Raw genomic sequence first — 26,294 nt, 5'->3', positions numbered from 1 at the left:
ACGAATGTCCATTTGTTTCTCATGGTGACAATAACACGGAGGATGGATTTTTTTATCGCCGGAAGGAGGAGGATTTTGTTTTTATGAGATGAGCCACACTTTAGCTCAGCAACTTGCATGTTTGGCTAAGTGAGGGTAATTCATCGTTCGATTAACTCGTCAGAGCGCAGCGACTGTTTCTATCAAATGGAAACAGTAACCACTGGTTAATCCAGGGTAAAAAAAGCGCGACCCATTAGCAGGCTAAGGGTATAGTAGTGCTTCAACTTCACCCAGTTACGCTACGCCACCGCTCATGTCTGACGCCGCCGTACTGAGTAATGCTCAGTTAAATAAACGTATTGTCTCCGTCCTGATTTTCACCTTTTTTTGCTATCTCTCCGTGGGGCTGCCGCTGGCGGTGCTGCCGGGATTTGTGCATAACCAGCTCGGTTTCAGCTCCTTTATGGCGGGGTTGATCATCAGCGTTCAGTATTTCGCCACCCTGATGAGCCGTCCGCATTCTGGTCGCCTGGCGGATCGCTTTGGTCCGAAACGTGTGGTGATGCTTGGCTTGATTTGCTGTGGCATGAGTGGTGTGCTGTCGATTGTCGCCGCGTTATGCCGTGACCTGCCGGTGCTTAGCCTGCTGCTGCTGGCACTGGGACGGGTGTTTCTCGGCGTCGGGGAGAGCTTCAGCAGCACCGGTTCGACGCTGTGGGGAATGAATATTGTCGGGCCGTTGCAGACGGCGCGGGTGATTTCCTGGAACGGGGTCGCCACCTATTTTGCTATGGCGATTGGTGCGCCGCTCGGTGTGCTGCTGAATCAATGGTTTGGTATCAGCGGTTTTGCCGGTCTGGTGGTGCTGATGGGCATCGTAGGTTTTGTGCTGGCGTATCAAAAACCTCCGGTCAGCGTGACGGCGGGCGTGCGTATTCCGTTCCATCGCGTGGTCAGCCGCGTATGGTTGTTCGGTCTGGCGCTCGGTTTCGGCACTATCGGCTTTGGGGTGATCTCCACCTTTATCACCCTTTATTTTGCCAGCCGTGACTGGAGCGGGGCAGCCTTTGCGCTGACGGTGTTCAGCCTCGGCTTTGTCATTGTGCGTCTTGGCTTTGGCCGTTACATCACGCGTTTCGGTGGCCTGAAAGTGTCGCTGGTCTCCTTTGTACTGGAATGTGCCGGTCTGCTGTTGATCTGGCAGGCAGACAGTGCCTGGCTGGTGGATCTGGGGGCTTTCCTCACCGGGGCAGGCTTCTCGCTGATCTTCCCGGCGCTGGGGGTGGAGGCGGTCAAACGGGTGCAGCAGCAGGATCAGGGGTCGGCGCTCGGCACCTATTCCGCCTTTCTGGATTTGGGACTGGGGTTGACCGGCCCGGTGGCGGGGTTGCTGATCAGTCACTGGGGGATGCAATCGGTCTACCTGGCGGCAGCGCTGATGGTGCTCGGCGCATTTCTGATTACGCTCCGTCTGCAACAGCAGCACGGTCGCCGCACGACCGTGCCAACTTCGGGTTAATACTTTTCCGGTACGATCATATGATCCGGCACCGGTGCCCGACGATAGTCTTCATGACGCTCGCGCACCGGTAACACAATCGCCTTTTGCTCGCTTTCTTCGTAAGGCACCTGTTGCAGCAGATGGCTAATGCAATTGAGACGAGCACGCTTCTTATCCACACCCTGTACCACCCACCACGGCGCTTCGTCGATGTGGGTACGTGCCAGCATCTCTTCTTTCGCCTCGGTATATTCTTCCCAGCGGCGGCGGCTCTCCAGATCCATCGGGCTGAGTTTCCATTGCTTTAGCGGATCGTGAATACGGCTGAGGAAGCGCAGCTCCTGCTCCTCATCGGTGATGGAAAACCAGTATTTGACGATCTGAATCCCGCTGCGTGTCAGCATTTTTTCAAACTCCGGCACGCTGCGATAAAACTCTTCGACTTCATCATCGTTGCAAAAACCCATCACGCGCTCCACCCCGGCACGGTTGTACCAGCTGCGGTCGAACAGCACCATTTCACCCGCGGCAGGCAGATGGGCGATATAGCGCTGAAAATACCATTGGGTTTTCTCACGATCGTTTGGGGCAGGCAGCGCCGCGACCCGGCAGGTGCGCGGATTAAGGCGCTGGGTGATGCGTTTAATCACCCCGCCTTTACCGGCAGCATCGCGTCCTTCAAATAGAATCACCATGCGATGCCCGGTGCGCATCACCCAATCCTGCATCTTCACCAGTTCGCCCTGCAAATGCAGCAGTTCGCGGAAATACTGGCGTCGCCAGGTCTTTTCGTCATCGGCCTGTGGCTGGCCGTCGCCAAAACGCAGGTCGTCCAGTTCCATTTCGAGTTCTTCGTCGTAGCTATCGTAGAACTCCTGGAGCAGGCGTTGGTGGAAGGTCTCGCTTTGAAAAGTATTGTCGTGTGTGGCCATATCCAGTCACCGTTAAAGATGGATAAACAGGGCGTAAAGCAAGCCCGAAAGAAGAATAGAAACCGGCAGCGTCAGCACCCAGGCGATCGCCAGGTTGCGCAGGGTTGCGAGCTGTAAGCCCGAACGGTTGGCCGCCATGGTGCCCGCCACGCCTGACGAGAGCACATGGGTGGTGGAAACCGGCAGACCAAAGCCGTCGGCAGCCCCGATAGTCGCCATCGCCACCAGTTCGGCGCTGGCCCCCTGGGCGTAGTTGAGGTGAGTTTTGCCAATACGTTCGCCCACCGTCACCACAATGCGCCGCCAGCCCACCATGGTGCCGAGACCCAACGCGATGGCGACCACCACTTTCACCCACATCGGGATAAAGCGGGTGGCACTGTCCAGCTCACGTTTCACCGCCGTCAGATTGCGCTCGGTCTCTTCCGGCAGCGCGACTTTGGCGGTTTGCAGATGCTTGATGGACTCGGATGCCAGATACATGTCATTACGCGTGTTGGTGACCGCCTGCGCCGGGATGTTTTCCATCGAACCGTAGCGCCGGATTTGATCGCCAATATCTCCCAGCATCATGCCCAGCGCCGGAAGTACCTGCGGGCGCGATTGTCCGGTGCGCACAAACTCGGTCAGCACGTCACGCGGTGCTGGCATGGTCGCGGGCGTCGGTTGCAGGGACAGAAGTTGTTGCTCGGTTACCTGAGTTAAAGCAGCGACGCGTGGGATCTGATCAGGCGGCAGCGACCGGTTCAGGGCGTAGGCGATGGGCATAGTGCCGACCAGAATCAGCATAATCAGCCCCATGCCTTTCTGCCCATCATTTGAGCCGTGAGCAAAGGACACGCCAGTGCAGGTGAGGATCAGCAAGCCACGAATCCAGACCGGCGGCGGCTGGTCATTCTTCGGCGCTTCATACAGCTGACGGTTACGAATTAACGCCTTCATCGCCAGCATCAGCAGGGCGGCACAGAGAAAACCGACAACGGGTGACAGCAACAGCGAGTAGCCGACTTTCAGCGCCTGATCCCAGTCAACACCGCTGGTGCCACTGCGGCCATGCAGCAGGGCATTGGCCACGCCGACGCCGATAATCGAACCAATCAGCGTATGCGAGGAGGAAGAGGGCAGGCCAAAATACCAGGTGCCGAGGTTCCAGATAATCGCTGAGAACAACAGCGCATATACCATGGCAAAGCCGTTGCCGCTCCCGGCCTGCAAAATCAGCTCCACCGGCAGCAGCGAGATAATGCCGAACGCCACCACGCCGCTGGAGAGCAGTACGCCAAGAAAGTTACATAAACCGGACCAGACCACCGCCACGCCAGGTGTGAGCGAATGGGTATAAATCACTGTAGCCACCGCGTTGGCAGTATCGTGAAAGCCATTGACGAACTCAAATCCAAGGGCGATCAGCAGCGCCAGCCCAAGCAGCAGAAAAGGGGTATAACTTGTGACCGGCGCGCCGGTATCGGAAACATCGTTAAACAGGTTGACGGCGGTGAAAGCCAGACCGGCGAGCACCAGCAGCAGAAACAGCGAGCGGGAAAAACGACCGCCGCGTTGATGCAGATTCGGGCGTCCAGCGCCTGATGACGCTGATGCAGGTAAACTGTTATCACTCATAACACACCCCGATGGTGGATGACGGTGCCGAATGGCAACCGTTACCCGCAGTGTGATACCTGCTTTGTATGACAGAATGATGATGTCGCGGGCTGGCTGTCATCGTTCTGTCATATTGCTGACGCAGGCTGTGGGTCTGTCCGCAGCCGGATTTTTTGATCGCTATGCTCCAGCCTGTTCTGCCGCTCACTACGTTGCCCGACTTCAATAATGAAGTGGCCGGGCTGATTCATGGTTACCTGTTCACCCCTGACCTGCCACCCCAGCGACTCAGTGCACGCGAAGCGGCGCAACTGGCACGTCAGACGTTACCGGAAGCCCACTTTCTCTGGCTGCATATCAACCTTAACCACGCCCGGGCTGAGCGCTGGGTTCAGGTCCATTTTGCAGTAGACAGCGATTTCTTCGATGAGATCCATTCCGCCTCGCCTCGCACCCGGCTGGCACAGCAAAATGATGCGCTGCTGGCGGTACTCAATGATGTGACTTTTAGCAAGGAAGAGCGCAGTGCGCAGAACGCCACCCTGTGGATCTGGTGTCGTGAGCAGATTATTGTCAGCGCGCGTTACCGGCCGGTGGGGATGATTGAACGTATGCACCAGCAACTGGATCGCTTGCAGTTCCGCCAGCCTGATGCGCTGCTGCTGTGGTTGCTGGGCGAACAGGAGGCACAGCTGGAGCAAGTGGTGCGCCGTTCCAGCGCGGCGGTGGATGCCATAGAAGAACGTCTGCTCAGTCCGGCGATCAAAGCCAACCGCAGCGAGCTGGGACGTCTGCGGCGGATGTTGCTGCGTATTCAGCGCTTGCTGGCACCGGAACCGGCGGCATTGTTTCGTTTGCTCAACCGGCCACCGGGTTGGCTGAAGCGGGAGCAGTTGAGCGAGCTGCGAATTTTTACCGAAGAGTTCAGCGTGGCGTTAAACGATCTCGCCAGCCTGATGGAGCGTATTCGCCTGTTGCAGGAGGAGATTGCCGCCCGTTTGATGGAGCAGAGCAACCGCACGCTGTTTTTGCTGACGGTGATTACCGTACTGGCGCTGCCAATCAATATCGTGGCGGGATTCTTTGGTATGAATGTCGGCGGTATCCCGCTGGCGAGTAATCCGCACGGTTTTTTGCTGCTGGTGCTGGTGGTGCTGGCATTTACCCTGGTGGCCGGCTGGCTGGCGCTGCGACGGCCGCGGTGATAGCAGGATTTGCGCGATAAATCGCGCCGCTACAGACCGCACACAACCGTAGCGGCGCGATTTATCGCGCGTTTTTTGGCAGCGGGCAAAAAAAAGCCAGCCCGCAGGCTGGCTTGATCTTATCCGTCAGGATTAAGAATTATTATTGGCAGTGGCGGTATTGGCCGCAGCCGGAGTCGGGATCACGGCGCCCTGCGGCGTCATCGGCTCCTCTTTCGGCATCGCGTCTGGCGTTTCCTGTACCGGGATCGGTGCAGGCTGCGCTTCACCTGCCGGACCATTAATTTTGGTCGGCATGCCGCTACGGGCCTGGATCGCGTTGTTCACTGCATCCTGATTGGTGCTGGCATCGGCAATCACTTTGGTCACCGCAGCAGTCAGGGTGATCGGCACGATTTCGCGCGAGTTGAACTGTTCTTCAGTGGTTGACAGCGGGTTGTGAACCTCGATGTAGCGTGAACCGTCTGGCTCGACGGAGGCTTTCACCGGCTGGTCAACAAACTGTACGCGCGTACCGACTGGCACGTTGTCGAACAGCCATTTGATGTCATCCGCACGCAGGCGCACGCAACCGTGGCTGACGCGCAGGCCGATACCAAAGTTGGCGTTGGTGCCGTGGACGGCATACAGGCGACCGATGTACAGCGCGTAGAGGCCCATCGGGTTATCCGGGCCTGCCGGGAACACTTCAGGGATAATTTCACCACGTGACGCGTATTCGGCGTGCATCGCTTTGGTCGGTGTCCAGGTCGGGCCTGCTTTTTTGCGCTGTACGCTGGTGGTCCAGTTGATCGGGGTATCTTTACCCAGCTCACCGATACCGATTGGCAGCACTACCACGGTTTTGGTGCCTTTCGGATAGTAATAAAGACGCATTTCAGCACTGTTGATCACAATACCTTCGCGCGGAGCGTCAGGCAGAATCAGCTGCTGCGGGATCACCATGTTAGTACCGGCTTTCGGCAGATAGACGTCAACACCCGGATTGGCTTCCAGCATGTTGCTGAGGCCCATCTGGTATTGCGCCGCAAAGGCTTCCAGCGGAAGTCTGCTGTCCTGAGGCACGGTGATTTGGATGTTTTCGCCGATCAGACGGCTGTTAGCAGGCGGTAGCGGATAAACCACCGCAAAGGCCGACTGGCTGAACGCCGCCAGTACGAGGGCGAGTGAAGCGAACGCGCGAATGCTCTTTTTCATGTTTTTCAAGTCGTTATAGCCGTGTTTCAGGCATGTCAGTGTGTCGAACCCATCTTGGTCTTATTGACCCGCTGCGCATTATATGTGCATAGAAGCGGTGATGGGAATCACGATTTTAACAGGTTGATGATACTTTACGTAAAAAGCTGTAATAACCCTTCTGTGTTATTTTTCGCTGGCCTGCATTCAGGGCTGCCATAGCGTCACTTCCCCGCTGAGTTTGCGGTTGAGAAAGAACGCCGCGCTGATCAGCGCCAGATGGGTCAGCGCCTGTGGCATATTGCCCAGCGCCATGCCGTGCGGGGTGAATTCCTCGGCATACAACCCCAGCGGATTGGCATAGCTCAGCAACTTTTCAAACTCGAAATGCGCTTCGTGCACCCGTCCCGCGCGCGCCAGACACTCCACATACCAGAACGAACAAGCGGCAAAAGAACCTTCGCCACCCTTCAATGCATCGGCGGGCGTTTCGCTGATGTTGTAGCGCCGTACCAGTCCGTCGCTCACCAGCTGGACTTTGATGGCATCCAGAGTCGCGATCCAGTCGGGATCGGTGGCACCGACAAAACGTACCAGCGGCATCAGCAGCATCGACGCATCAAGAAAGCGGCCTCCACGCGTGGCGGTAAAGTGGCCCAGCGCCGGGTTCCAGAAGTTTTGCCAGATATCGGCGCGGATGGCGCTGCGTTCCCGATCCCAGCGCTCGTAGGGCATGGGCAGTGAACGTTTCAGGCCAAGGCGTAAAGCGCGATCCAGCGCCACCCAGCACATCAGACGCGAATGGAGAAAATGCTCCGGCTCGCCGCGCATCTCCCAGATCCCAGCATCGGGTTGCTGCCAGTGATCGCACACGTAATTGATCATGTTGACCACATGCTGCCAGCCGCGCTGGGAAATCGCCTCGCCATATTTGTTGGCGAGATAGATGGCATCCATCAGTTCGCCATAAATGTCCAGCTGCGTCTGCCGCCAGGCATCGTTGCCGATGCGCACCGGGCGCGAGTTGGCATAGCCGGAGAGATTCAGCAGCTCGGTTTCGTGCAGTTCGGTGCTGCTGTCCAGGCGATACATCACCTGCAAATGCGATCTGTCGTCATGGCTATGTTCAACACAGCGGCCTACCCAGTGGGTAAAGTGTTTCGCTTCTTCGACGTAACCGAGGCGCATCAGGGCATACATGCTGAATGACGCATCACGGATCCAGGAGGCGCGATAATCCCAGTTGCGCTCACCGCCCAGTTCTTCCGGCAGGCCAAAGGTGGCGGCAGCGGCAATTGAACCATGCTGGTGGGAGGTCAGCATTTTCAGCGCCAGCGCGGAACGCGTCACCATCTCCTGCCAGCGTCCGCGATAGGAGCTGTGGCGGCTCCAGCGCCGCCAGTAGTGCAGGGTGTCACGGAAGCAGTGCTCGGTGGCAATCTTGTCCAGATGCGGATCTTCATCGCTGCCAAACACAAATTCGGCGTGCTCGCCCGCCTGTAAGGTGAAATCGGCGGTGGCCGCGTGGGTTTCCCGCGTCATCACTACGCTGGCGCTCAGACGCAGCGAAGGCTGGCCTTCGGCATGGAAGGCGATACCACCGGGGCGTACTTCGGTCCGGATTTCTGCACGGGCGTAATCGTGGCGTGGTGAGCACAGCAATTTGAAACGCGCGGAACCGCGTACCATTTTCACCCGGCGTACCACGCGCGGCAGCTTGCTGCTGTCGTCGCAGATCGGCATGTAATCGGTGATCTCCGCCACGCCCTCATCGCCGAGCCAACGGGTTTGCAGGATATTGGTATCAGGCAGATAGAGTTGCTGCTGGCGCGCATTTTTCCACTGCGGTGCCAGCGAAAACAGACCCGCTTCGTCGCTGTCGAGCAGGGCGCTAAACACGGACGGGCTATCGAGTTCCGGCCAGCACAGATAGTCGATGGTGCCATCGCTGGCGACCAGAGCACAGGTACGTAAATCGCCAATTACGCCGTGGTCATCAATTTTGCGTTTGATCTCGCTCATCCTGCCTCCTTTACGCTATTCCGTTGTTAACTATAGCCGAAGCGGTATTTATGGCTGCGGCGAGGCACAGAAGGATAACTTCTATACTGAGGAGACACCCGACAAAAAGGAGAACATGATGGCGCTGGTAAAACAGAAAGTGGCGGTGGTGACCGCTTCCGATTCAGGCATTGGGCGCAGCTGTGCACTCATGCTGGCCGAGGCGGGCTATACCCTCGGTATCACCTGGCGTTCGGACGAAGAGGGGGCGCATGAGACCGCGCGGCAGGTTGAAAGCCGTGGTCAGCAGGCACAGGTACGGCAGCTGGATCTTTCCGATCCCCAGGCCGGTGGGCAGCAGCTGGTGCAGCTGATTGCATCGCTCGGACGGATTGATGTGCTGGTTAACAACGCTGGGGTGATGACCAAAGCGGATTTTCTCGATGTCACCTTTGAAGACTGGCGCAAGGTTTTCAGTGTCGACGTCGACGGGGCGTTTGTCTGTGGTCAGATTGCCGCCCGCTATATGGTGGATCAGGGTAATGGGGGGCGCATCATCAACATCACCTCGGTGCATGAACACACGCCATTGCCCGATGCGGCGGCCTACACCGCAGCAAAACATGCCCTTGGCGGCCTGACCAAATCGATGGCCCTCAGCCTGCTACCGCACCATATCCTGGTCAACGCGGTGGCACCGGGCGCGATAGCGACACCGATGAATCACCTGCGGAACGAGGAGGCGCGCAGTACGCGCATGCCAGAAATCCCCATCGGGCGACCGGGAGACACGCGCGAAGTGGCGAGTTTAGTGGCCTGGCTGTGCTCGGAATGGGCCACCTACACTACCGGACAATCGTTTATTGTCGATGGTGGCTTTATGCTGGCGAATCCGCAGTTTAAGGGGTATCACAATTAATCGACACGGCGGCGGTTCCAGCGACGGATGACGTAGCGCAACAGGATGGCAAATCCCACCGCCGCCACCAGCCACAACAGATGTTTGAAATGCTGATCGAGTTTATGTAGCCACGGGGTGATGATCTCCCCGGCAAAATAGCCAAGGGTGACAAAGATCAGCGCCCAGAGCGCGGCCCCAATCACATTCAGCACCAGAAAGCGCAGGGGTTTCAGACGGCTGGTGCCGATGATAATCGGCCCGACAATGCGGAAACCGTACATAAAACGCACGCCAATCACAAACAGGCTGGGGTGACGCTGAATCAGGTGGCTGGCTTTGTGGATGGTGTCCTGATGCTTTTTAAAACGGCGCAGGATACGGGTGCCAAAACGACGGCCGAGCCAGAACAGCAGCTGGTCACCGATAATGCCGCCCCCCATCGCGGCCAATACCACGCCGCCGAAGTGCAACAAGCCTTCATGAGCTGCCACCCCCCCCAGCAGGGTAAAGGTTTCCCCTTCGGCGATACAGCCAATCAGCAGCGCCAGGTAGCCGTACTGGCTAATTAATCCGTTGATATCAAGATGCAAATCGTCCTCCCTGTTGTTATCAACCCTTGTAACAGTCTACACCCGCAGGTGATTTTTTGTGCCGCTTGCCGCAAAAACGACAGCGCCGATTATACTTGAAGTGAAGCTGCCTGCGCTGGTCAGCCTGAGCGTTGGGGGCAGCCCGTCGCATCAGAGGAGTGATTTTATGAATCATGTCTGGGGACTTATCGCGCATCCTAATCAGGAAATGCGCGACATCAAGCAGGAAAACGAGAGCGTCTCGCACCATTACACCCACCATGTTCTGCTAATGGCGGCGATCCCGGTGATCTGCGCCTTTATCGGCACCACACAGTTGGGCTGGAATCTGGGCGAGGGGCAATTTGTACAACTCAACATGCTGACCGGTATTGGTCTCGGCATTCTGTTTTATCTCGTCATCCTCGGTGGGGTGGCGGTAATGGGACGTGTTATCCACTGGATGGCGCGTAATTATCCGCAACGCCCCAGCATCCAGCGTTGTACCGTGTTTGCGGGCTATGTAGCGACACCGCTGTTTATGAGCGGCCTGGTGGCGCTTTATCCGCTGGTCTGGCTCTGCCTGCTGGTAGGGACGCTGGCGCTGGTGTACACCGGCTATCTGTTATTCGTCGGTATCCCGGTATTCCTCAATATCGATAAAGAAGAGAGCCTGCGTTTCTCCGGCTCGACGCTGGCGATTGGGGTGCTGGTGTTTGAAGTGCTGCTGGCGTTAACCGTGATTCTGTGGGGCTACGGACCGAAGTTGTTCTGACTTGCATACCTGGGCGGCCTTGTGCCGCCCTTTTTGATCCCATCCTGATTTTTAACGCCCGGAAACAATCTCTCCAGGAAATTTCGCAGAGAACCACGTATTATGCTGTCGCCAGCCCGCATTCCATCTGGCCTGATGCGCGCGGCCTGTGCGATAGCACAGCACAAAACTCCTCACCGGATTTTTTTGACACGATGTCTGTAAAAATGCGTATTCCTTTACTGTCGCTGGCGCTGATGATCGGCGCACCGGCAGTGACTACACCTGTTCTGGCCGCGCCTGCTGCGCTGTCAAATCTGGCACCTGTCGCACAACCGCAAATTGCCTCTGGCAGTGCGATGATTGTCGATCTGGATAGCGGCAAAGTGCTGTATTCCAGCCATCCCGATCGCGTCCGTCCGATCGCCTCACTCACCAAGCTGATGACGGCGATGGTGGTGCTGGATGCCAAACAACCGCTGGATGAAATGCTGTCGGTTGATATCAGCCATACCCCGGAGATGCGCGGCGTGTTTTCCCGCGTCAAGCTGAACAGCGAAATCAGCCGTCGTAACATGCTGTTGCTGGCGCTGATGTCATCGGAAAACCGTGCTGCTGCCAGCCTGGCGCACCACTATCCGGGTGGCTACGATGCCTTTATCCGCGCGATGAATGCCAAAGCACGCTCCCTTGGCATGACCCATACCCGCTATGTGGAACCGACAGGGCTCTCGATTCAAAACGTTTCCAGCGCGGAAGATTTGATCAAGCTGGTAAAAGCCACGCGTCAGTATCCGTTGATTGGTGAACTGAGTACCACCAAAGAAGATACCGCGGTGTTTAAACATCCGAACTATGCGCTGCCGTTCCGTAACACCAACCACCTGGTGTACAAAAATGACTGGCGTATTCAGCTCACCAAAACCGGTTATACCGACGAAGCGGGCCACTGCCTGGTGATGCGCACCTTTATTAACAATCGCCCGGTTGCGCTGGTGGTGCTGGATGCCTTTGGCAAATACACCCACTTCGCGGATGCCAATCGTCTGCGCGACTGGCTGGAAACCGGCAAAGCCGCACCAGTACCGGCGGCGGCGCTGGCGTATAAAAAACAGAAAGCCTCCCAAACCGCGAGCAACGGCGCTCAGGGACAGAACGTCGAATAATCTGTCGCAGATGCCATCCGACCGGGTGGCATCTGCAAAAAATCTTATCGTTATGACCCATGTTTTACGCATTCATTCCTATAGTTTCACGATTGCCAAAGGCCTACACTAGCCGCCACAGACTCACAATCAGATGCGTCTGCAGACTGTTATTGCGCTGGAATCTCACTCTTATGTTTACGTTTCGATCTCTGTTTGCTCCTTTCCTGCTGTTAATGGCCCTGGCCGTACCGGCGATGGCACTGGCTGATGACAGTGCTGCCGCGCCTGCGCAAGAGGATACGACGCCGAAGGTTAACGCCTCGGTCGAGCTGCCTAAAATGCAGAAAATTCTCGACAAGATAAAAGGTCAGGTGTCGGGAAATACCAATGAAAACCAGCTCAACCAACTCAACGAGATGGCGCTGGAACTCTCCGGCAATGCCGATACGCTCGGACAGGCGTTGATTCCTCAGCGTCAGCAATTGGATGCCCAGCTGGCGGTACTTGGTCCGGCACCGAAGCCCGATAGTGGTGTGAAAGAAACGCCGGAAGTGACGCGTAAGCGCAGCACGCTTGAGAGTCAGAAAAGTAAGCTGGACGATCAAATCAAGCAGGCGGAAGGCATCAAAAACGGTGCGCTGGTGTTGTCGTCGCAAATCGTTAACCTGCGCCGTGACCAGTTGAAAAGTCAGCTGGCGCTGAATTCCGGCAGTATTTTCGGCCCGCGTTTCTGGTCACCGCTGGTCAGCACTCAGGATCTCGATGGCGAGAAAATCAGCGACTTCCTGAGTGAATTGCAGGATACCGCTGCGCTGTCATGGGAACCAGGCTGGCGCTTCGGCACCATTAGCTGGCTGATCGCCGCGATGCTGGTCATGACCCTCGGTCGTCGTTACGGTGAAGAGTTTCTCGCGTGGGTGAGTATCCACAAAATGCCGGAAGGGCGTCTGCGTCGGAGCTTCCTCGCCACCGCCATTGCGCTGACTACCCTGGCGGCAGTGGTGTTGACCTTCAACTTCTTTGCGCTGGCGTTTGCCCGCCGTGATGAAGTGTCGGCTGATGTGCAGGATTTTATCTTGCGCCTGGTACAGCTCAGCGTTTACTGCGGCCTGATTGCTGGCTTAGGACGGGCTTTCCTGTCAACGCGTCGTCCCAGCTGGCGTTTACCCAGCATCTCGAATGAAGTGGCGCAGGCGCTGAAACCCTTCCCGCCGATCACCGCAGCGCTGGTGTTTATTTTCCAGACGGTTGAGTCATTCAACTACAGCGTGGGCACCAGCCTCAATACCACCATCTTTGCTAACGGCCTGACGGCGCTGCTGATTGGTGGTACCGGACTGGCGATCAGCATGCGTACCAACCGGGTGCGTCGCCGTATGGTGCAGGCGGGTAACCCGCCGGAAGCACGTTCCACCCTGGTAGGCCTGATTCAGATGGGGCTGACGCTGACGGCGCTCGCCATCCTGGTATTCCTGGTTATTGGCTATGTCGCACTGGCGCGTTTCCTCAGCTATGAATTGATCTGGTGTGGAATTCTGTTTGGTTCGTTCTATTTCCTCAGCCAGCTGATCACCGACGGTTGTGACACGCTGTTTTCGACGCAAAACAGCAGTGGCAAACGTATTCAGAGTTCACTCAATATTGATGAGCGTCACCTGCAACAGGCGGCCACGTTGCTCGGTGCGCTGGGTAAAACTGCGCTGATTGGCATTGTCGCCCTGGCGTTGCTTAACGGTACCTTTGCTTCGTCGACACCGATTGAACTGATCCAGAAAGTCATTGAGTTCTGGGGTGGTAAAGGGCTGGAGTCGCTGAACATTGTTCCTGCTCATCTGGTCAACGCCATTCTGTGTCTGGTGGTGGGCATTTACGTGCTGCGCGCGGTGCGCCGTTGGCTGGATAAAGAGTTCCTGCCGAAGACCACCATGGACGCCGGCATGCGCGTGTCGCTGGTGACGCTGTTCAGCAATGTCGGTTATGTACTGATTATCCTGCTGACGCTGTCGATTATGGGCCTGCAATGGAACAAACTGGCGTGGATCGTCAGCGCCTTGTCGGTAGGTATCGGTTTTGGCTTGCAGGAGATAGTGAAAAACTTTATCTCCGGCCTGATTCTGCTGACCGAGCGTCCGGTTAAAGTGGGCGATCTGGTGACCATCAGCGGCATTGAAGGGGATATCCGCCGCATCAATGTGCGCGCCACTGAGATCCAGCTCAGCGATAAGTCGACGGTGATTGTGCCAAACTCGCAATTCATCTCACAAAACGTGCGCAACGCTACCATGGGTAACGCGCAGGGCGTGGTCACCATTCCGCTGACCTTCCCGCTGGATATTGATCCGGTGCGGGTACGGGAACTGCTGCTGGAAGTCTATGAGGAGAATGAGCGCATCCTGGAATCGCCCGCGCCGTCGGTGTCGTTTAAGGAGCTGTCACCTAATGGAATCGTGCTGAGCGTAACCGGTAACGTTGCCAGCCAGCGTCAGATCTCCGGTGCCAAAAGTGATTTGCTGTTCGATATTCTCACGCGTCTGCGCAAAGAGGGCATTGTGCTGTCAACGCCGCAGACGATGATCATCGAACGCCGCGCGCAGCAGGCCGCCGCAGGTGATAGCGAACCGTTGTCTTAACCCTGGTCGGGATGAATCCCGACCTTACAATCCCGTAGGGTGGCCATTTATGGCCACCGCTTGTCTCTCTACACCTTCACTGCCCAGCCTTTCTGCTTACTGGTTTTGCCAATCCCCGGATTAAAACTGTTGGTGGGGTCCAGGCGGCGATAGAACGCCTGGAGCTGCGGCTTCGCGGCATACAAATGCCCGACGTTATGCTCCGCCGGGTATTCCGCGCCACGCTGGTTGAGAATCGCCAGCATTTTCTCCTTCAGCGCATGGGCATCCACGCCTTTCTTCACGATGTAATCCTGGTGGAATACGTGACAGAAAAAGTGACCGTAGTAGAGACGATGGCTCAGATCGTTATCGAATTCCGGTGGCAGACGCTCAAACCAGTCGTGGTCATTACGGCGCAGCGCAATATCCAGCGCCAGAATATCTTCCACTTCCTCCGCATGGACCGCGTGATACCGCACGGCGGCACCGGCGGCGGCAAAACGATGCAGAAACGCATGCGCGCCTTCTTTGGCATCGCAGGCAAAAAACTCCCCGCCACCTTCACGGAAAAAGTCGTGCAGATATTCCTGCGCCTCGGCCACGCCATCGCCGGACATTTTCAGCATCAGATGATGTTCATACCTGTCGCGATACTGTTTCAGACGTTTCGGCAGATGGGCTGGGAAGAGGGTACTCAGGCGCTGCAACAGGCGATCGGTAAAGTGCGGCTTGATCCAGTTACGCTTCGCCAGCCAGGCATCAAGGCGTCCCTTGAGGGTGAAAAACAGCGGCATCTTGTCGGTACCAAGCCGGTCGATCATCAGGAAGGTATCTTTGCCATACACTTCGGCGATATCAAAAATATCGCGATGCATATATTCCCCGGCCACCGGTAAGTTGTGGAAATTCTCGAGGATATGACGGCGAATTTCCCCCAGTTCAGCGGGATCGTTACTGCCGATATAGAACACCTGCTGTTTCGGTTCGCTGGTGAAGGTATCGAGACGCACGGCAAACACCGCCAGCTTGCCGGCACAGCCAGAGGCTTCAAACAGGCGACGTGCATCGGCATTGAAACGTGCCGGGGTATCGGCGTGGATATCGCGTACGCGATCGGCATATTCATGATCCGATGCGTGGCGATCGTCCCAGATAACATCACTTTGCTGCCAGCGATCGTCATCCAGGCGTCCCAGCATCTCTTCCGGCGAATGACCGAGTTCGATACCCAGATGATTCACCAGATGCAGCTTTCCTTCGGCATCAATCTGCGCATACAGCGCCATCTCGCTGTAAGCCGGACCGCGTTTAATCAGGGAGCCACCGGAATTGTTGCAGATCCCTCCCATCACCGACGCGCCAATGCAGGAGGAACCAATGACCGAGTGAGGCTCACGTCCCAGCGGTTTAAGCGCTTTCTCCAGCTGATACAGGGTACTGCCGGGGAACGCCAGGATCTGTTTGCCGCTTTCAATCAATTGCAGCTTGTCCAGGCGTAGCGTGCTGATGATCACCACCGGACGCTCATAATCGTTACCGTTTGGCGTCGAACCTTCCGTCAGCCCGGTATTGGCGGCCTGCATCAGAATGACGGCATCGGCCGCCACCAGCGCCTGCAATACCCGCCATAACTCCAGCAGTGTACCAGGGAACACCACCGCCAGCGCTTCACCCTCGCCAGAGCGAAAGCCTTTGCGGTAGCGCGCCGTTTGTTCGGCGTCGGTCAGCAGTTGTGCAGAGCCGACCAGGCGGCGCAGCTCACCCAGCAGGTTCGAATCAGAGAGGGTCATTGGCTTATCCTTGTCATTAACGTTGCGAAAAATACTGTAGCACGCCTGGGGCGAAGCGGTGGCGATGTGACATCGGTGGCTACCTGCTATCCTCATCTTATGGCACACTTCCTTGGCTATTTTTATATTGCGCAGTCACTTAAGAGAACCTGACCTGATGAAATGGATTTGCTCTATTAGCCTCGCTGTATCCCTCGCCATTCAACCCGCGCTGGCGGACGACATGTTTGGTAACCATCCGATGACGGAACAGGCGCGTGACGCCTTCGTTAACCAACTGCTCGGCAAGATGACGCTGGATGAAAAAATTGGTCAGCTGCGTTTAATCAGCGTGGGGCCGGATAACCCAAAAGAAGCCATCCGTGACATGATTCAGCACGGGCAGGTCGGGGCGATTTTCAATACCGTGACGCGTCCGGATATTCGCGCCATGCAGGATCAGGTGATGCAGCTCAGCCGCCTGAAAATTCCCTTATTCTTTGCTTATGACGTGGTACACGGTCAGCGCACTGTGTTCCCGATTCCGCTGGGGCTGGCATCAAGCTGGGATCTGGATGCGGTGGCGGAAGTCGGACGGGTTTCTGCCTATGAAGCGGCCGATGATGGTCTGAACATGACCTGGGCACCGATGGTGGATGTCAGTCGTGAACCGCGCTGGGGGCGCGTCTCCGAAGGCTTTGGTGAAGACACCTTTCTGACCTCACAAATGGGCAGCACCCTGGTGAAAGCGATGCAGGGCAAAAGCCCGGCGGATCGCTACTCGATCATGACCAGCGTAAAACATTTCGCCCTGTATGGCGCAGTGGAAGGGGGGCGTGATTACAACACCGTGGATATGAGCCCGCAGCGCATGTTCCAGGATTATATGCCGCCGTATAAAGCCTCGCTGGATGCGGGCAGCGGTGGTGTGATGGTGGCGCTCAACTCAATTAACGGTACCCCGGCGACGGCAGATAGCTGGCTGTTAAAAGATCTGCTGCGTGGCGAGTGGAAATTCAAAGGCATCACCATCAGCGATCATGGCGCGATCAAAGAGCTGATCAAACATGGTGTAGCCAGCGATCCGCAGGACGCGGTGCGCATTGCGCTGAAATCCGGCATCGATATGAGTATGAGCGATGAATATTACAGCAAATATTTGCCGGGGCTGGTGAAACGCGGTGTCGTGAGCATGGAGGAAATTGATGATGCGGTGCGCCATGTGCTGAACGTCAAATACGATATGGGGCTGTTTAACGATCCCTACAGCCATCTCGGGCCAAAAGGCAGCGATCCGCAGGATACCAACGCCGAAAGCCGGTTACACCGTGCTGAAGCGCGTGACGTGGCGCGCAAGAGTATCGTCCTGCTGAAGAACTGGCATGAGACGCTGCCACTGAAGCGCAATGCCACGGTGGCGCTGGTCGGCCCGCTGGCCGATAGCCAGCGTGACATTATGGGCAGCTGGTCCGCAGCCGGGGTCGCCAGTCAATCCATCACCCTGTTGCAGGGCATGCGCAACGCGATGGCTGGCAAAGGCACGCTGCTATACACCAAAGGGGCGAATATCACCGATAACAAAGGCATTCAGAACTTCCTGAATTTGTATGAAAAAGCGGTGACCGTCGATCCACGTAGTCCACAGCAGATGATCGATGAAGCCGTCGCTATCGCGAAGAAGGCCGATGTGGTGGTAGCGGCGGTTGGTGAGGCGCAGGGTATGGCGCACGAAGCCTCCAGCCGGAGCGATCTGGTGATACCGGAAAGCCAGCAGAAATTGCTGGCGGCGCTGAAAGCCACCGGCAAACCGCTGGTGATTGTGCTGATGAACGGCCGTCCGCTTAATGTGGTGAACGAAGATCGCCAGGCGGATGCGATGCTGGAAACCTGGTTTAGCGGCACGGAAGGCGGTAACGCGATTTCCGATGTGCTGTTTGGCGACTACAACCCATCCGGTAAGCTGCCGGTTTCCTTCCCCCGTTCAGTGGGGCAGATCCCGATTTATTACAACCATCTGCCGACGGGTCGCCCGTATAACTTCGAGAAGCCAAACAAATATACCTCGCATTACTACGATGCCATCAATGGGCCGCTTTATCCATTTGGCTATGGTCAGAGCTACACCACTTTTAGCGTCTCGCCGGTGAAAATGTCCGCGAAAACCATGCCGCGTAACGGATCGGTAGAAGCCAGCGTGACGGTAACCAACACCGGCAAGCGCGACGGTGCCACTGTGGTGCAGATGTATCTTAACGATCCGGTTGCCAGCATCAGCCGCCCGGTTGAGGAGCTACGCGGTTTTAAACGCATCATGCTGAAGGCGGGTGAATCGCAGACGGTGAGCTTTAAGATTGATGTGGATGCGCTGAAGTTCTGGAATCAAAAAATGCAGCAGGTGGCAGAGCCAGGTAAGTTCAATGTGATGATTGGGCTGGATTCGGTGCGCACCCAGGACGCAAGTTTCGATTATCTCTGATTAGCTGTTGTTCCGCACCAGGTTGACATAAATGCCGCCCCTGCGATGTTATGCTTATGCGTTCGTAGGGGCAGCATTCATGCTGACCTGGTTATCCACTGTACAACCACAAAAACATGAACATCCGCAACCGCATCGAACAACAAGTCTTTCGCCTGAATGGCCTCTCGCTCAATGAATTCGACATCTCGCAACCACCAGGCGACCCGGGCCTGTTCGGGCCAGACAGCGTTATCTGGCGTGTGCACGGTGATTTTGCATCCATGATGTGCGGCGGCATCAGTGCCTTACTGTTGCAGATGCTACATCCGGCGGCGCTGGCCGGTGTATGGGATCACTCCAACTTCCGCGAAGACATGATGGGGCGGCTACGACGCACCAGTCAGTTTATCGCCGTCACCACCTTTGGTAACCGGCAGGATGCCCATACGCTGATTGAACGCGTCAAACGGATTCATCTGCGCGTGACTGGCGTTGATAATGCCGGACATCCGTATGCCGCCAGCGACCCGCAGTTGCTGACCTGGGTGCACGTGGCGGAAACCAGCCGCTTCCTTGCTGCCCACCTGCGCTACAAAAATCCCCATCTCAGCCTGGCGGAGCAGGATCGTTATTATCAGGAAGCGGCGCTGATTGCTGAATCTCTGGGGGCAGAGCAGGTGCCGCAAAGTGTCGCGGCGGTGGAAGACTATTTGCAGGCGATGCGTCCACAGCTGGTGTGCGATGAACGCACACGTGAAGTAACGCAACTGCTGATGAACGCGCCAGCACCCAGCTGGCAGGCGAAACCGGTGATGAAGGTGATGCTGAAAGCGGGGACGGGTCTGCTGCCCGACTGGGCGCAGCAGCAAGCAGGCCTAACCATCACTCCTGTGCAGCAACGGCTGGTGGATGGACAAATTCATCTGATTGCCGGGTTGTTGCGCTGGTCCATCCAGCGTGGAGCTTATGCGCGCGCCATGAAACGTATGGGCCGCTGATTCATCACGGATGAAACCCATCTCCGGTTTTGGTGTAAGTACGTGGCGTTCTGGCTTCGCGGCGCAGGGTTAACTGCCGCAACTGATAGTGGTGGATCAACATGCCCAGCCCGAAGCCGATCAGCGCCAGCGGTATCAGGCTGTAGTAAAGATCGGCAGGCAGGATCACCAGCAAGGCAATGCCGCCAACGATCAACGTCAGCGCTGACATCACCCAGGTGTAGCGGATAAACAACCATACCAGCAGGGCGAAAATCACCACATCACGCAGGTTCAAATCCAGATTTTGCAGCACCATAACGGCGACTCCTTTGATGCGAATGGGGCGACAATAGCATGCGCAGCAGTAAATGAATCGCGAAATAATTTGATGTCTGAGTGCGATGCCCGTAGCGAAACATCAACAATCCTCAACCTTTCCCGGCATCACTTTGAGAGTTTTACCCTTGTGTCACATGGCGCGAGTGCCGATCCTGCTCTATTCTCGGGGGAAATGGATCCCTCCAGGCATTGTTGAGGCGTTATGACACACCAACCTCTGATTGCTGAGGTGCCTAATCAGCAACACACATTAACGGCCATCGTCGAGCAGGACGCGCGCACGGCCTATTTTTACATCTGGCCGAGTGACCTGTTCCGCAGCCAATATGCGGTGCGCGGGTGCTGGCTACGCAACCTGCTGCCCGCACCAGCCAGTGAAGATCGTGCTGCGATGGAGCAGGGTATCGCGCCGCTGCTCAGCGCTGAGTATTGCCGCACGCTGGAAGCCGAGCCGATGCTCGATCCGGCGGGTTTACAGGTGATATGGGAGCCGGGCGATGAGGGTGCGGCGCTGTGGTATTACGGCCAGCTGCTGGCGGTGATCCCCGGCTGGAGTCTGTATCAGGACAAACAGGTCAGCTTCTCGGCAGGTTGCATCAAAGCCAATCGCCTGACGGCACCGCTCGGTTCCGCATCAACCAATGATTACTACGCGCGCGCAGAACAACAGCGTCATTTCTGGCGAGACTGGCACGACGGCCATCAGTGGGATGCGGTGCAGCGTGAGCTGATGCAGTGCTATCAGGCGCAATTTGGCGAGTCAGTGAAGTATTACGCCATCGATCAGGGCAACTGGCCGCCGATGGCGATTTCGCAGCACTGGCATCAGGGCGTCTGGTATTTTCTCACCCTGGGGATGTGCATCCGTCCGATGCCGCAGGTGGATTACCTGTTTGATGAGCTGGCCCCGCAGTATCGGCGGATCGAACTGGCGATGGCGGTGGACGGCGAAGTGATGGACGAAGCCAACGCGGTGCAGATGGCTAGCGCGCTGGCGGAGTTTGCCCATCTGCCGTGGGCGCGCCTGACCTGGCTGGGAGAAGGGCATACGCTGGCGTCGGAAGTGGCCCCGGTGGGGTTTGAAAGTTTCCTGCTGGCAAATGGACTGGCCCCGGAACCCGCGCAGTTCCGTCTGCCAAAGCGCGAAGGCGATCGGGTGAATTTACTGTGGTCCACGCCGATTACCGAGGCTGAGCGCCAGTTCGCACAAGCCGACGAACGCGGCGGCCAGCAGCTGGTGCAACGCCTGCTGGCTGAAGGGAATGACCACGTTTTTCGCCCTCGTCAGGAAGTGGTAGAACCTTCCCCGCGTGTCAGGTAGCTACCGTCTGGGGGCGAGAGCCCCCATCAGGCACAGATAACTTACGTAGCCAGAGCAGATGGAGAGGGTTTAAAGCTGATGGTTTTATCACGTTATTCTGAATATCTTAAATCCTCCTGATAATTTCATTCCTTAGATATCAGTGATATAGCCTCTATGGTAGCGTCAGGGCTTTCCCATTAACCTGGCCGGTAGTTTTCATGAGCGCCACAGTGACACCGCACGATGCCCTGTTCAAAAAATTTATGAGTCAGCTCCCTCTTGCCAGGCAGTTCCTGGAAATTCACCTGCCGTCAACAATACGCTGCCACTGCGACCTGGATACGTTGCAACTGATACCAACCACGTTTATTGAACGGGATCTCAGCGCTTTTTATTCCGATGTTTTACTTTCAATGAAAACTGACTGTGGTGATGGGTATATCTATACGCTGATTGAGCACCAAAGTTCCCCTGATAAACATATGACCTTACGCATGATGCGCTACGCTATTGCTGCCATGCAGCGCCATCTTGATGAAGGCCATAACGAATTACCGATTGTGGTGCCAATGCTGTTCTATCAGGGAAAAACCAGTCCCTATCCTTACTCTATGAACTGGCTGGCTTCATTCCGCAACCAGGAACTGGCTGAGCAGATTTACTGCCATCCCTTCCCATTGATTGATGTCACGGTAATTCCGGATGAGGAGATCATGGCGCACCGCGCCGTGGCGCGGCTGGAGATGGCACATAAGATCATTCGTCTGCGCGACATACTGGAAAACATTGACCCGATAGCCACGCTATTGTCGGTAGATTACGATGATGATCTCTCTATCGACGTGATCTACTATATTCTACGGCATGGAGACACCGATGATCGGGAAAAGCTCGTTGCGACATTGATACAAACCAAACCTCAGTTAAAGGAACAGATTATGACTGTTGAACAGCAATGGCGTCAGGAAGGGCGTCAGGAAGGACTCCTGGAGGGTAAATTGCAGGTGGCTCAGCGCATGCTTTTGGACAAAATAGACGTTGCAACCATCATGAAATTCACTGGCCTGAGCGAGAGTGACGTTCAGCAGCTGAATGCCTGAATACCACAAGTTTTGCCCCTTCCTCTTTGACGGCGTGAGACGTCGCGCCGCTGGATCATTACCCGCATCAACTATTTTATTGCTTTGTGATCGCGCGCACCTCAAGTTCCTTCTTAACAAGCCGTTAACCCGGATCAGGCATCTCGCCACTCCAGGGTAAGGGCACTCCAATGTTAAAAACCACACAATCACGTTTCACCGCGACCCTCATCGCGTTTTTCGTTGTCCTGATGCTGGTCACCGTGATGGTGATCAACCAGTTTATTGCGCCGCAACTCACGCACAATGAGAGCCGACTGGTACGTTACGAAGTGGACGGCCTGGCCGGACGCATCGTTGAGCAGATGAACCGCGTACAGGCGCAGCAACGCGCCATTACCGAAGCAGCCGGAGTGATGGACAGCGCCAGCATTGATACGCTGCTGCCCGCGCTGGTGAACCAATATCAGGATAGCAACGTGTTTGGCGGCGGCATCTGGCCGTTACCCAATCGCCGCGATCCCGCCAAAGAAAAAGACAGCTCGTTCTTTGCGCGCAACGCCAGTAATCAGCTGCAGGTGAATACCTACTGGAACTCCGATGCTGCCGATAAATACTGGGAGCAGCCGTGGTACAAAGATGGCATGGCTGCGGCCAAAGGGCAGTGCGCCTGGGCGAAAGCCTACCAGGATGCAGCCAGCCCGCAGCCGCGTACCAACTGTGCGATGGCGATTTATCGCAATGGCACGGCCTGGGGCGTCGCAACCATTGACGTCACTCTCGGCTTTTTCAACCAGCTGGCGAAGCAAATGGGCGAAGCAATCCAGGGGCGCGTGCTGATCGTCGAGGCTGATGGCAAAGTAGTGGGTAATGCCGCGCTGGTAGAGGGGACGCCAAAACTGGAAAATCTGGCAGACACTCAACTGCCGCTGGCAGCGACCCTGAAAACCTTACTGGCGCAAGCGGGGGCGCAGCCGACCCAGGCCAGCTACAAAGGTGATGACGGAGAACATACCCTGTTCCTGCAAGCGATTCCTGGCAGCCCCTGGTATCTGGCCAGTGATGTTCCGTCGAGCCTGCTGGATGCTCAAACCCATAGCATGTTGACGCGCCTTGGTCTGGTGCAAATCCCGCTGGCGGTGATCCTGCTGCTGGTGCTGCTCGGTTTTGTGCGCGCCATGATGAAGCGCCTCAGCCTGCTGAACCGCAATATCGAAGCGTTATCAACCGGGGGGGCCGATCTGACCCAGCGTTTGCCGGCCAGCAACAGCCCGGAATTCAACGCGGTAGCGCAGAGTTTCAACCAGTTTATCGCCTATTTGCAGGGACTGATGCGCCAGGTGGGCGACAGTGCGCTGGCCATCACCGCGGCTTCGCGCGAGATTGCCAGTGGCAATGCGGATCTCTCCGCGCGTACCGAATCGCAGGCTAGCTCGATAGTTGAAACGGCTGCCTCGATGGAAGAGTTAACCGGTACGGTACGTCAGAACGCCGATAATGCCACCCATGCCAATCAGCTGGCTGATGGGGCCTCGCAGGTGGCGGCACGCGGTACCGACGTGGTGCGTCAGGTGGTAAGTACCATGGGCGAGATTCACCACTCCTCGCGCAAAGTGGTGGATATCATTAGCGTCATTGACAGCATCGCTTTCCAGACCAATATCCTTGCGCTGAACGCTGCGGTGGAGGCTGCGCGCGCTGGAGAGCAGGGACGTGGTTTCGCCGTGGTGGCATCGGAAGTGCGCAATCTGGCGCAACGCTCGGCGAACTCGGCGCGTGAGATTAAAAAGCTAATTGAGGAATCAGTCGCCAATATCGATACCGGCAGCCAGCTGGTGGAACAGGCCGGGCAGACCATGGATGAACTGATGCAGGGCGTCAGCAGCGTGACCACCCTGATGGCTGAAATCATGTCTGCCAGCCGCGAGCAAAGCCTGGGCATCGATCAGGTTAACGTCGCTATTACCCAGCTTGATGGCAGCACCCAGCAAAATGCCGCGTTGGTTGAACAGGTTTCCGCTGCGGCGCGTGCGATGGAAGAACAGAGCGTGCAACTGGAGCAGGTGGTGCATAGCTTTAAACTCTAACCTTACCTGGCACGGCAGCTCATTCCGGGCTGCCGATTCTCCTTTCGAAGCAGAAATTCCCCATTTTTTATGCTGGCTGCTAAGATTAACGTTCCGTTACGGAAACGCACGGAATGTACGCAATTTTTGCCGCTCGCTGCGTGGTGATTGTGTACAATGGTTGAGATTTTTCTGAAGGAGTTGTCATGTCCGCTATAGAAGTTATTCTCGTTGACCACCTCGATCGTCCCACCGGCAAGATGGAAAAGCTGGAAGTTCATGAAAAAGGATTACTGCATCGTGCGGTAACGGTTTACGTATTTAACTCGCGGCATGAACTGCTACTGCAACGACGTGCCAGTGGTAAATATCACTGCGGTGGATTGTGGAGCAACACCTGTTGCGGTCATCCCTATCCACAGGAATCGACGCGCGCTGCCGCGGAACGCCGCTTGCGCGAAGAGATGGGGCTGACGCTGACGCTGACCCCGGTATTTGAACTGAGCTACAACCTGCCACTCAGCAATGGCCTGACAGAACATGAATATGGTCACGTGTTTTTTGCTATCAGCGATGAGCAGCCCGAGCTAAACCCGGAAGAAGCCGACGCCTGGTGCTACCGTTCCGTGGCGCAAATCCAGCAGGAAATCGCCCAGCAACCGGCTCAGTTCACTCCATGGTTTCTCTACACCTTCGCGCGTATTCCCGCCACGCTGAACGCTTTTCAGATCACGGCCTAATCACCTCTAAATGCGCTACCACCACCATTCCGGTGCTGGTGAGCATGAGCTTAACTCGCGTGCAACATCTTTGATGCCGAACATCCTCAGTTCGCTGCTGAAAAATTCCATTTGGTTATATGAACTGCGAATTGATTATAACTGATTTGAAATGGCTAGCAGAAATTGAGCGAAGTGAAAGCCCCTGGCGCACTTGACCGCGCCCATCCCGGTTCGCCAGGCTACGCTTGTAACTCAACATACGATAACAATACCGAGGGTGAACGGCATGATTAAGCAGGGTTTACTGGGACTGATAGCATTGGCAATGAGTGTTGGCGCAGCGCAGGCGGCGGATCCGGTGCGGGTGGGTTCAAAGATTGATACGGAAGGTTCGCTGCTCGGCAATATTATTTTACAGGTGCTGAACAAGCACGGGGTGCCCACGGTTAACAAAATTCAGCTTGGCACCACCCAGGTGGTACGCGGTGCCATTACCGCCGGAGCGCTGGATATCTATCCTGAATACACCGGTAACGGGGCATTTTTCTTTAATGATGAGAAAGATCCGGCGTGGAAGAATGCGCAGCAGGGTTATGAGAAGGTCAAAACCCTGGATGCGGAGAAAAATCATCTGGTCTGGCTGACCCCTGCACCCGCCAACAACACCTGGACCATCGCGGTACGCAGCGATGTCGCTGAGAAAAACAAACTCACCTCGCTGGCGGATTTGAGCCAGTATCTGAAAAAAGGTGGCACCTTCAAACTGGCGGCTTCGGCAGAATTTATTGAGCGCAGCGATGCGTTACCGGCGTTTGAAAAAGCCTATGATTTCAAACTTGATCAGTCACAGCTACTGTCGCTGGCGGGCGGCGATACGGCGGTGACCATCAAAGCGGCGGCGCAGCAAACTTCCGGGGTGAATGCGGCGATGGCTTACGGTACTGATGGCCCGGTCGCGGCGCTGGGGCTGCAAACGTTGACCGATCCGAAAGGAGTACAGCCGATTTACGCGCCCACCCCGGTGATCCGCGATGTCGTGCTGAAGCAATATCCTGAGATTGCCAGCTGGCTACAGCCGGTGTTCAGCAAACTCGACGAAAAGACGCTGCAACAGCTTAACGCGCAGATCGCGGTGGAGGGTCAGGATGCCAGTCAGGTGGCTAAAACGTGGCTACAGCAGAATAAGTTGCTGTAA

20 protein-coding genes are annotated in these 26,294 nt (G+C 56.3%); 13 read left to right on the top strand and 7 right to left on the bottom strand.

Going from position 1 to position 26,294, the window contains the following annotated elements; translation table 11 throughout:
* Window positions 1–295 precede the first annotated feature (295 nt).
* Window positions 296–1,501: an MFS transporter gene (locus tag PW844_RS02490; protein ID WP_299446698.1), complete on the top strand. Its 1,206-nt coding sequence runs from the start codon at window positions 296–298 to the stop codon at window positions 1,499–1,501.
* On the opposite strand, the gene ppk2 is transcribed toward PW844_RS02490, so the two are convergent.
* Together ppk2 and PW844_RS02480 are read right to left on the bottom strand one after the other, a co-directional pair.
* A complete protein-coding gene (gene ppk2, locus PW844_RS02485; RefSeq protein WP_299446695.1) occupies window positions 1,498–2,415 on the bottom strand; it encodes a polyphosphate kinase 2 in 918 nt (305 codons plus the stop codon). The two genes, PW844_RS02490 and ppk2, sit on opposite strands and share 4 nt — an antisense overlap.
* Before the next feature lie 12 nt (window positions 2,416–2,427).
* Window positions 2,428–4,035, bottom strand: a complete 1,608-nt coding sequence (locus PW844_RS02480; protein WP_299446692.1) for an inorganic phosphate transporter — start codon at window positions 4,033–4,035, stop codon at window positions 2,428–2,430.
* A gap of 164 nt (window positions 4,036–4,199) precedes the next feature.
* Here PW844_RS02480 and PW844_RS02475 point away from each other — a divergent pair, with 164 nt between their 5' ends.
* Entirely contained in the window at window positions 4,200–5,222 is a 1,023-nt protein-coding gene (locus tag PW844_RS02475) for a CorA family divalent cation transporter (RefSeq protein ID WP_299446689.1), read from the top strand.
* A 132-nt stretch (window positions 5,223–5,354) separates the two neighbouring features.
* Here the strand turns inward: PW844_RS02475 and PW844_RS02470 are convergent, their stop codons facing one another.
* A complete protein-coding gene (locus PW844_RS02470; protein ID WP_299446686.1) occupies window positions 5,355–6,419 on the bottom strand; it encodes a L,D-transpeptidase family protein in 1,065 nt (354 codons plus the stop codon).
* A 186-nt stretch (window positions 6,420–6,605) separates the two neighbouring features.
* On the bottom strand, window positions 6,606–8,420 hold the full coding sequence (locus PW844_RS02465; protein ID WP_299446683.1) for a glycoside hydrolase family 15 protein: 1,815 nt from the start codon (window positions 8,418–8,420) through the stop codon (window positions 6,606–6,608).
* Window positions 8,421–8,538: 118 nt separating this feature from the next.
* On the opposite strand from PW844_RS02465, the gene PW844_RS02460 reads away from it, so the two are divergent.
* The gene (locus PW844_RS02460) at window positions 8,539–9,318 is read left to right on the top strand and encodes an SDR family oxidoreductase (RefSeq protein ID WP_208714400.1); all 780 of its coding nucleotides are present in this window, start codon (window positions 8,539–8,541) and stop codon (window positions 9,316–9,318) included.
* Here PW844_RS02460 and PW844_RS02455 read toward each other — a convergent pair.
* A complete protein-coding gene (locus PW844_RS02455) occupies window positions 9,315–9,890 on the bottom strand; it encodes a DedA family protein (RefSeq protein ID WP_299446680.1) in 576 nt (191 codons plus the stop codon). The two genes, PW844_RS02460 and PW844_RS02455, sit on opposite strands and share 4 nt — an antisense overlap.
* A 166-nt stretch (window positions 9,891–10,056) precedes the next feature.
* Between PW844_RS02455 and PW844_RS02450 the strand changes: the two genes are divergently transcribed.
* From PW844_RS02450 to PW844_RS02440, 3 genes are all read left to right on the top strand, one after another.
* Window positions 10,057–10,644, top strand: coding sequence for a Yip1 family protein (locus PW844_RS02450; protein ID WP_084878368.1), 588 nt, complete (start codon window positions 10,057–10,059; stop codon window positions 10,642–10,644).
* A 194-nt stretch (window positions 10,645–10,838) separates the two neighbouring features.
* Complete coding sequence (gene pbpG, locus PW844_RS02445; RefSeq protein WP_299446675.1) at window positions 10,839–11,789, top strand: D-alanyl-D-alanine endopeptidase; 951 nt, start codon at window positions 10,839–10,841, stop codon at window positions 11,787–11,789.
* Between the two features lie 173 nt (window positions 11,790–11,962).
* A complete protein-coding gene (locus tag PW844_RS02440) occupies window positions 11,963–14,401 on the top strand; it encodes a DUF3772 domain-containing protein (RefSeq protein ID WP_299446673.1) in 2,439 nt (812 codons plus the stop codon).
* A 68-nt stretch (window positions 14,402–14,469) separates the two neighbouring features.
* Here PW844_RS02440 and dld read toward each other — a convergent pair whose 3' ends face one another.
* Entirely contained in the window at window positions 14,470–16,173 is a 1,704-nt protein-coding gene (dld, locus tag PW844_RS02435; RefSeq protein ID WP_299446670.1) for a D-lactate dehydrogenase, read from the bottom strand.
* 157 nt (window positions 16,174–16,330) lie between these two features.
* Between dld and bglX the strand changes: the two genes are divergently transcribed.
* Window positions 16,331–18,628 (top strand): beta-glucosidase BglX, encoded by a 2,298-nt coding sequence (gene bglX, locus PW844_RS02430; RefSeq protein ID WP_299446667.1) that lies wholly within the window; start codon window positions 16,331–16,333, stop codon window positions 18,626–18,628.
* 116 nt (window positions 18,629–18,744) lie between these two features.
* Window positions 18,745–19,608, top strand: a complete 864-nt coding sequence (locus PW844_RS02425; RefSeq protein WP_299446664.1) for an oxygenase MpaB family protein — start codon at window positions 18,745–18,747, stop codon at window positions 19,606–19,608.
* Window positions 19,609–19,612: 4 nt separating this feature from the next.
* Here PW844_RS02425 and PW844_RS02420 read toward each other — a convergent pair whose 3' ends face one another.
* Window positions 19,613–19,906: a hypothetical protein gene (locus PW844_RS02420; RefSeq protein ID WP_299446660.1), complete on the bottom strand. Its 294-nt coding sequence runs from the start codon at window positions 19,904–19,906 to the stop codon at window positions 19,613–19,615.
* 225 nt (window positions 19,907–20,131) lie between these two features.
* On the opposite strand from PW844_RS02420, the gene PW844_RS02415 reads away from it, so the two are divergent.
* The 5 genes from PW844_RS02415 (at window position 20,132) to PW844_RS02395 (ending at window position 26,294) form a co-directional block, all read left to right on the top strand.
* Entirely contained in the window at window positions 20,132–21,250 is a 1,119-nt protein-coding gene (locus PW844_RS02415; protein ID WP_299446657.1) for a suppressor of fused domain protein, read from the top strand.
* A 200-nt stretch (window positions 21,251–21,450) separates the two neighbouring features.
* The gene (locus PW844_RS02410) at window positions 21,451–22,332 is read left to right on the top strand and encodes an Rpn family recombination-promoting nuclease/putative transposase (RefSeq protein WP_299446654.1); all 882 of its coding nucleotides are present in this window, start codon (window positions 21,451–21,453) and stop codon (window positions 22,330–22,332) included.
* Window positions 22,333–22,502: 170 nt separating this feature from the next.
* On the top strand, window positions 22,503–24,398 hold the full coding sequence (locus tag PW844_RS02405) for a methyl-accepting chemotaxis protein (protein WP_299446651.1): 1,896 nt from the start codon (window positions 22,503–22,505) through the stop codon (window positions 24,396–24,398).
* A 185-nt stretch (window positions 24,399–24,583) separates the two neighbouring features.
* The gene (gene idi, locus PW844_RS02400) at window positions 24,584–25,117 is read left to right on the top strand and encodes an isopentenyl-diphosphate Delta-isomerase (RefSeq protein ID WP_299446648.1); all 534 of its coding nucleotides are present in this window, start codon (window positions 24,584–24,586) and stop codon (window positions 25,115–25,117) included.
* A 268-nt stretch (window positions 25,118–25,385) separates the two neighbouring features.
* Window positions 25,386–26,294, top strand: a complete 909-nt coding sequence (locus tag PW844_RS02395; protein WP_299446645.1) for an ABC transporter substrate-binding protein — start codon at window positions 25,386–25,388, stop codon at window positions 26,292–26,294.

It is taken from the genome of Pantoea sp., assembly GCF_028283705.1.
Lineage (GTDB): Bacteria > Pseudomonadota > Gammaproteobacteria > Enterobacterales > Enterobacteriaceae > Pantoea.
This window is presented reverse-complemented; position numbering and strand designations above follow the sequence as displayed.

What these genes read in the sequence shown, in the direction of transcription:
- PW844_RS02405 (WP_299446651.1), top strand. Translation starts at nt 22,503, where the DNA reads ATGTTAAAAACCACACAATCACGTTTCACCGCGACCCTCATCGCGTTT.
- PW844_RS02450 (WP_084878368.1), top strand. Translation starts at nt 10,057, where the DNA reads ATGAATCATGTCTGGGGACTTATCGCGCATCCTAATCAGGAAATGCGC.
- PW844_RS02395 (WP_299446645.1), top strand. Translation starts at nt 25,386, where the DNA reads ATGATTAAGCAGGGTTTACTGGGACTGATAGCATTGGCAATGAGTGTT.
- PW844_RS02415 (WP_299446657.1), top strand. Translation starts at nt 20,132, where the DNA reads ATGACACACCAACCTCTGATTGCTGAGGTGCCTAATCAGCAACACACA.
- PW844_RS02460 (WP_208714400.1), top strand. Translation starts at nt 8,539, where the DNA reads ATGGCGCTGGTAAAACAGAAAGTGGCGGTGGTGACCGCTTCCGATTCA.
- PW844_RS02425 (WP_299446664.1), top strand. Translation starts at nt 18,745, where the DNA reads ATGAACATCCGCAACCGCATCGAACAACAAGTCTTTCGCCTGAATGGC.
- pbpG (WP_299446675.1), top strand. Translation starts at nt 10,839, where the DNA reads ATGTCTGTAAAAATGCGTATTCCTTTACTGTCGCTGGCGCTGATGATC.
- PW844_RS02410 (WP_299446654.1), top strand. Translation starts at nt 21,451, where the DNA reads ATGAGCGCCACAGTGACACCGCACGATGCCCTGTTCAAAAAATTTATG.
- PW844_RS02420 (WP_299446660.1), bottom strand. Translation starts at nt 19,906, where the DNA reads ATGGTGCTGCAAAATCTGGATTTGAACCTGCGTGATGTGGTGATTTTC.
- dld (WP_299446670.1), bottom strand. Translation starts at nt 16,173, where the DNA reads ATGACCCTCTCTGATTCGAACCTGCTGGGTGAGCTGCGCCGCCTGGTC.
- PW844_RS02440 (WP_299446673.1), top strand. Translation starts at nt 11,963, where the DNA reads ATGTTTACGTTTCGATCTCTGTTTGCTCCTTTCCTGCTGTTAATGGCC.
- PW844_RS02470 (WP_299446686.1), bottom strand. Translation starts at nt 6,419, where the DNA reads ATGAAAAAGAGCATTCGCGCGTTCGCTTCACTCGCCCTCGTACTGGCG.
- PW844_RS02480 (WP_299446692.1), bottom strand. Translation starts at nt 4,035, where the DNA reads ATGAGTGATAACAGTTTACCTGCATCAGCGTCATCAGGCGCTGGACGC.
- ppk2 (WP_299446695.1), bottom strand. Translation starts at nt 2,415, where the DNA reads ATGGCCACACACGACAATACTTTTCAAAGCGAGACCTTCCACCAACGC.
- idi (WP_299446648.1), top strand. Translation starts at nt 24,584, where the DNA reads ATGTCCGCTATAGAAGTTATTCTCGTTGACCACCTCGATCGTCCCACC.
- PW844_RS02475 (WP_299446689.1), top strand. Translation starts at nt 4,200, where the DNA reads ATGCTCCAGCCTGTTCTGCCGCTCACTACGTTGCCCGACTTCAATAAT.
- bglX (WP_299446667.1), top strand. Translation starts at nt 16,331, where the DNA reads ATGAAATGGATTTGCTCTATTAGCCTCGCTGTATCCCTCGCCATTCAA.
- PW844_RS02490 (WP_299446698.1), top strand. Translation starts at nt 296, where the DNA reads ATGTCTGACGCCGCCGTACTGAGTAATGCTCAGTTAAATAAACGTATT.
- PW844_RS02465 (WP_299446683.1), bottom strand. Translation starts at nt 8,420, where the DNA reads ATGAGCGAGATCAAACGCAAAATTGATGACCACGGCGTAATTGGCGAT.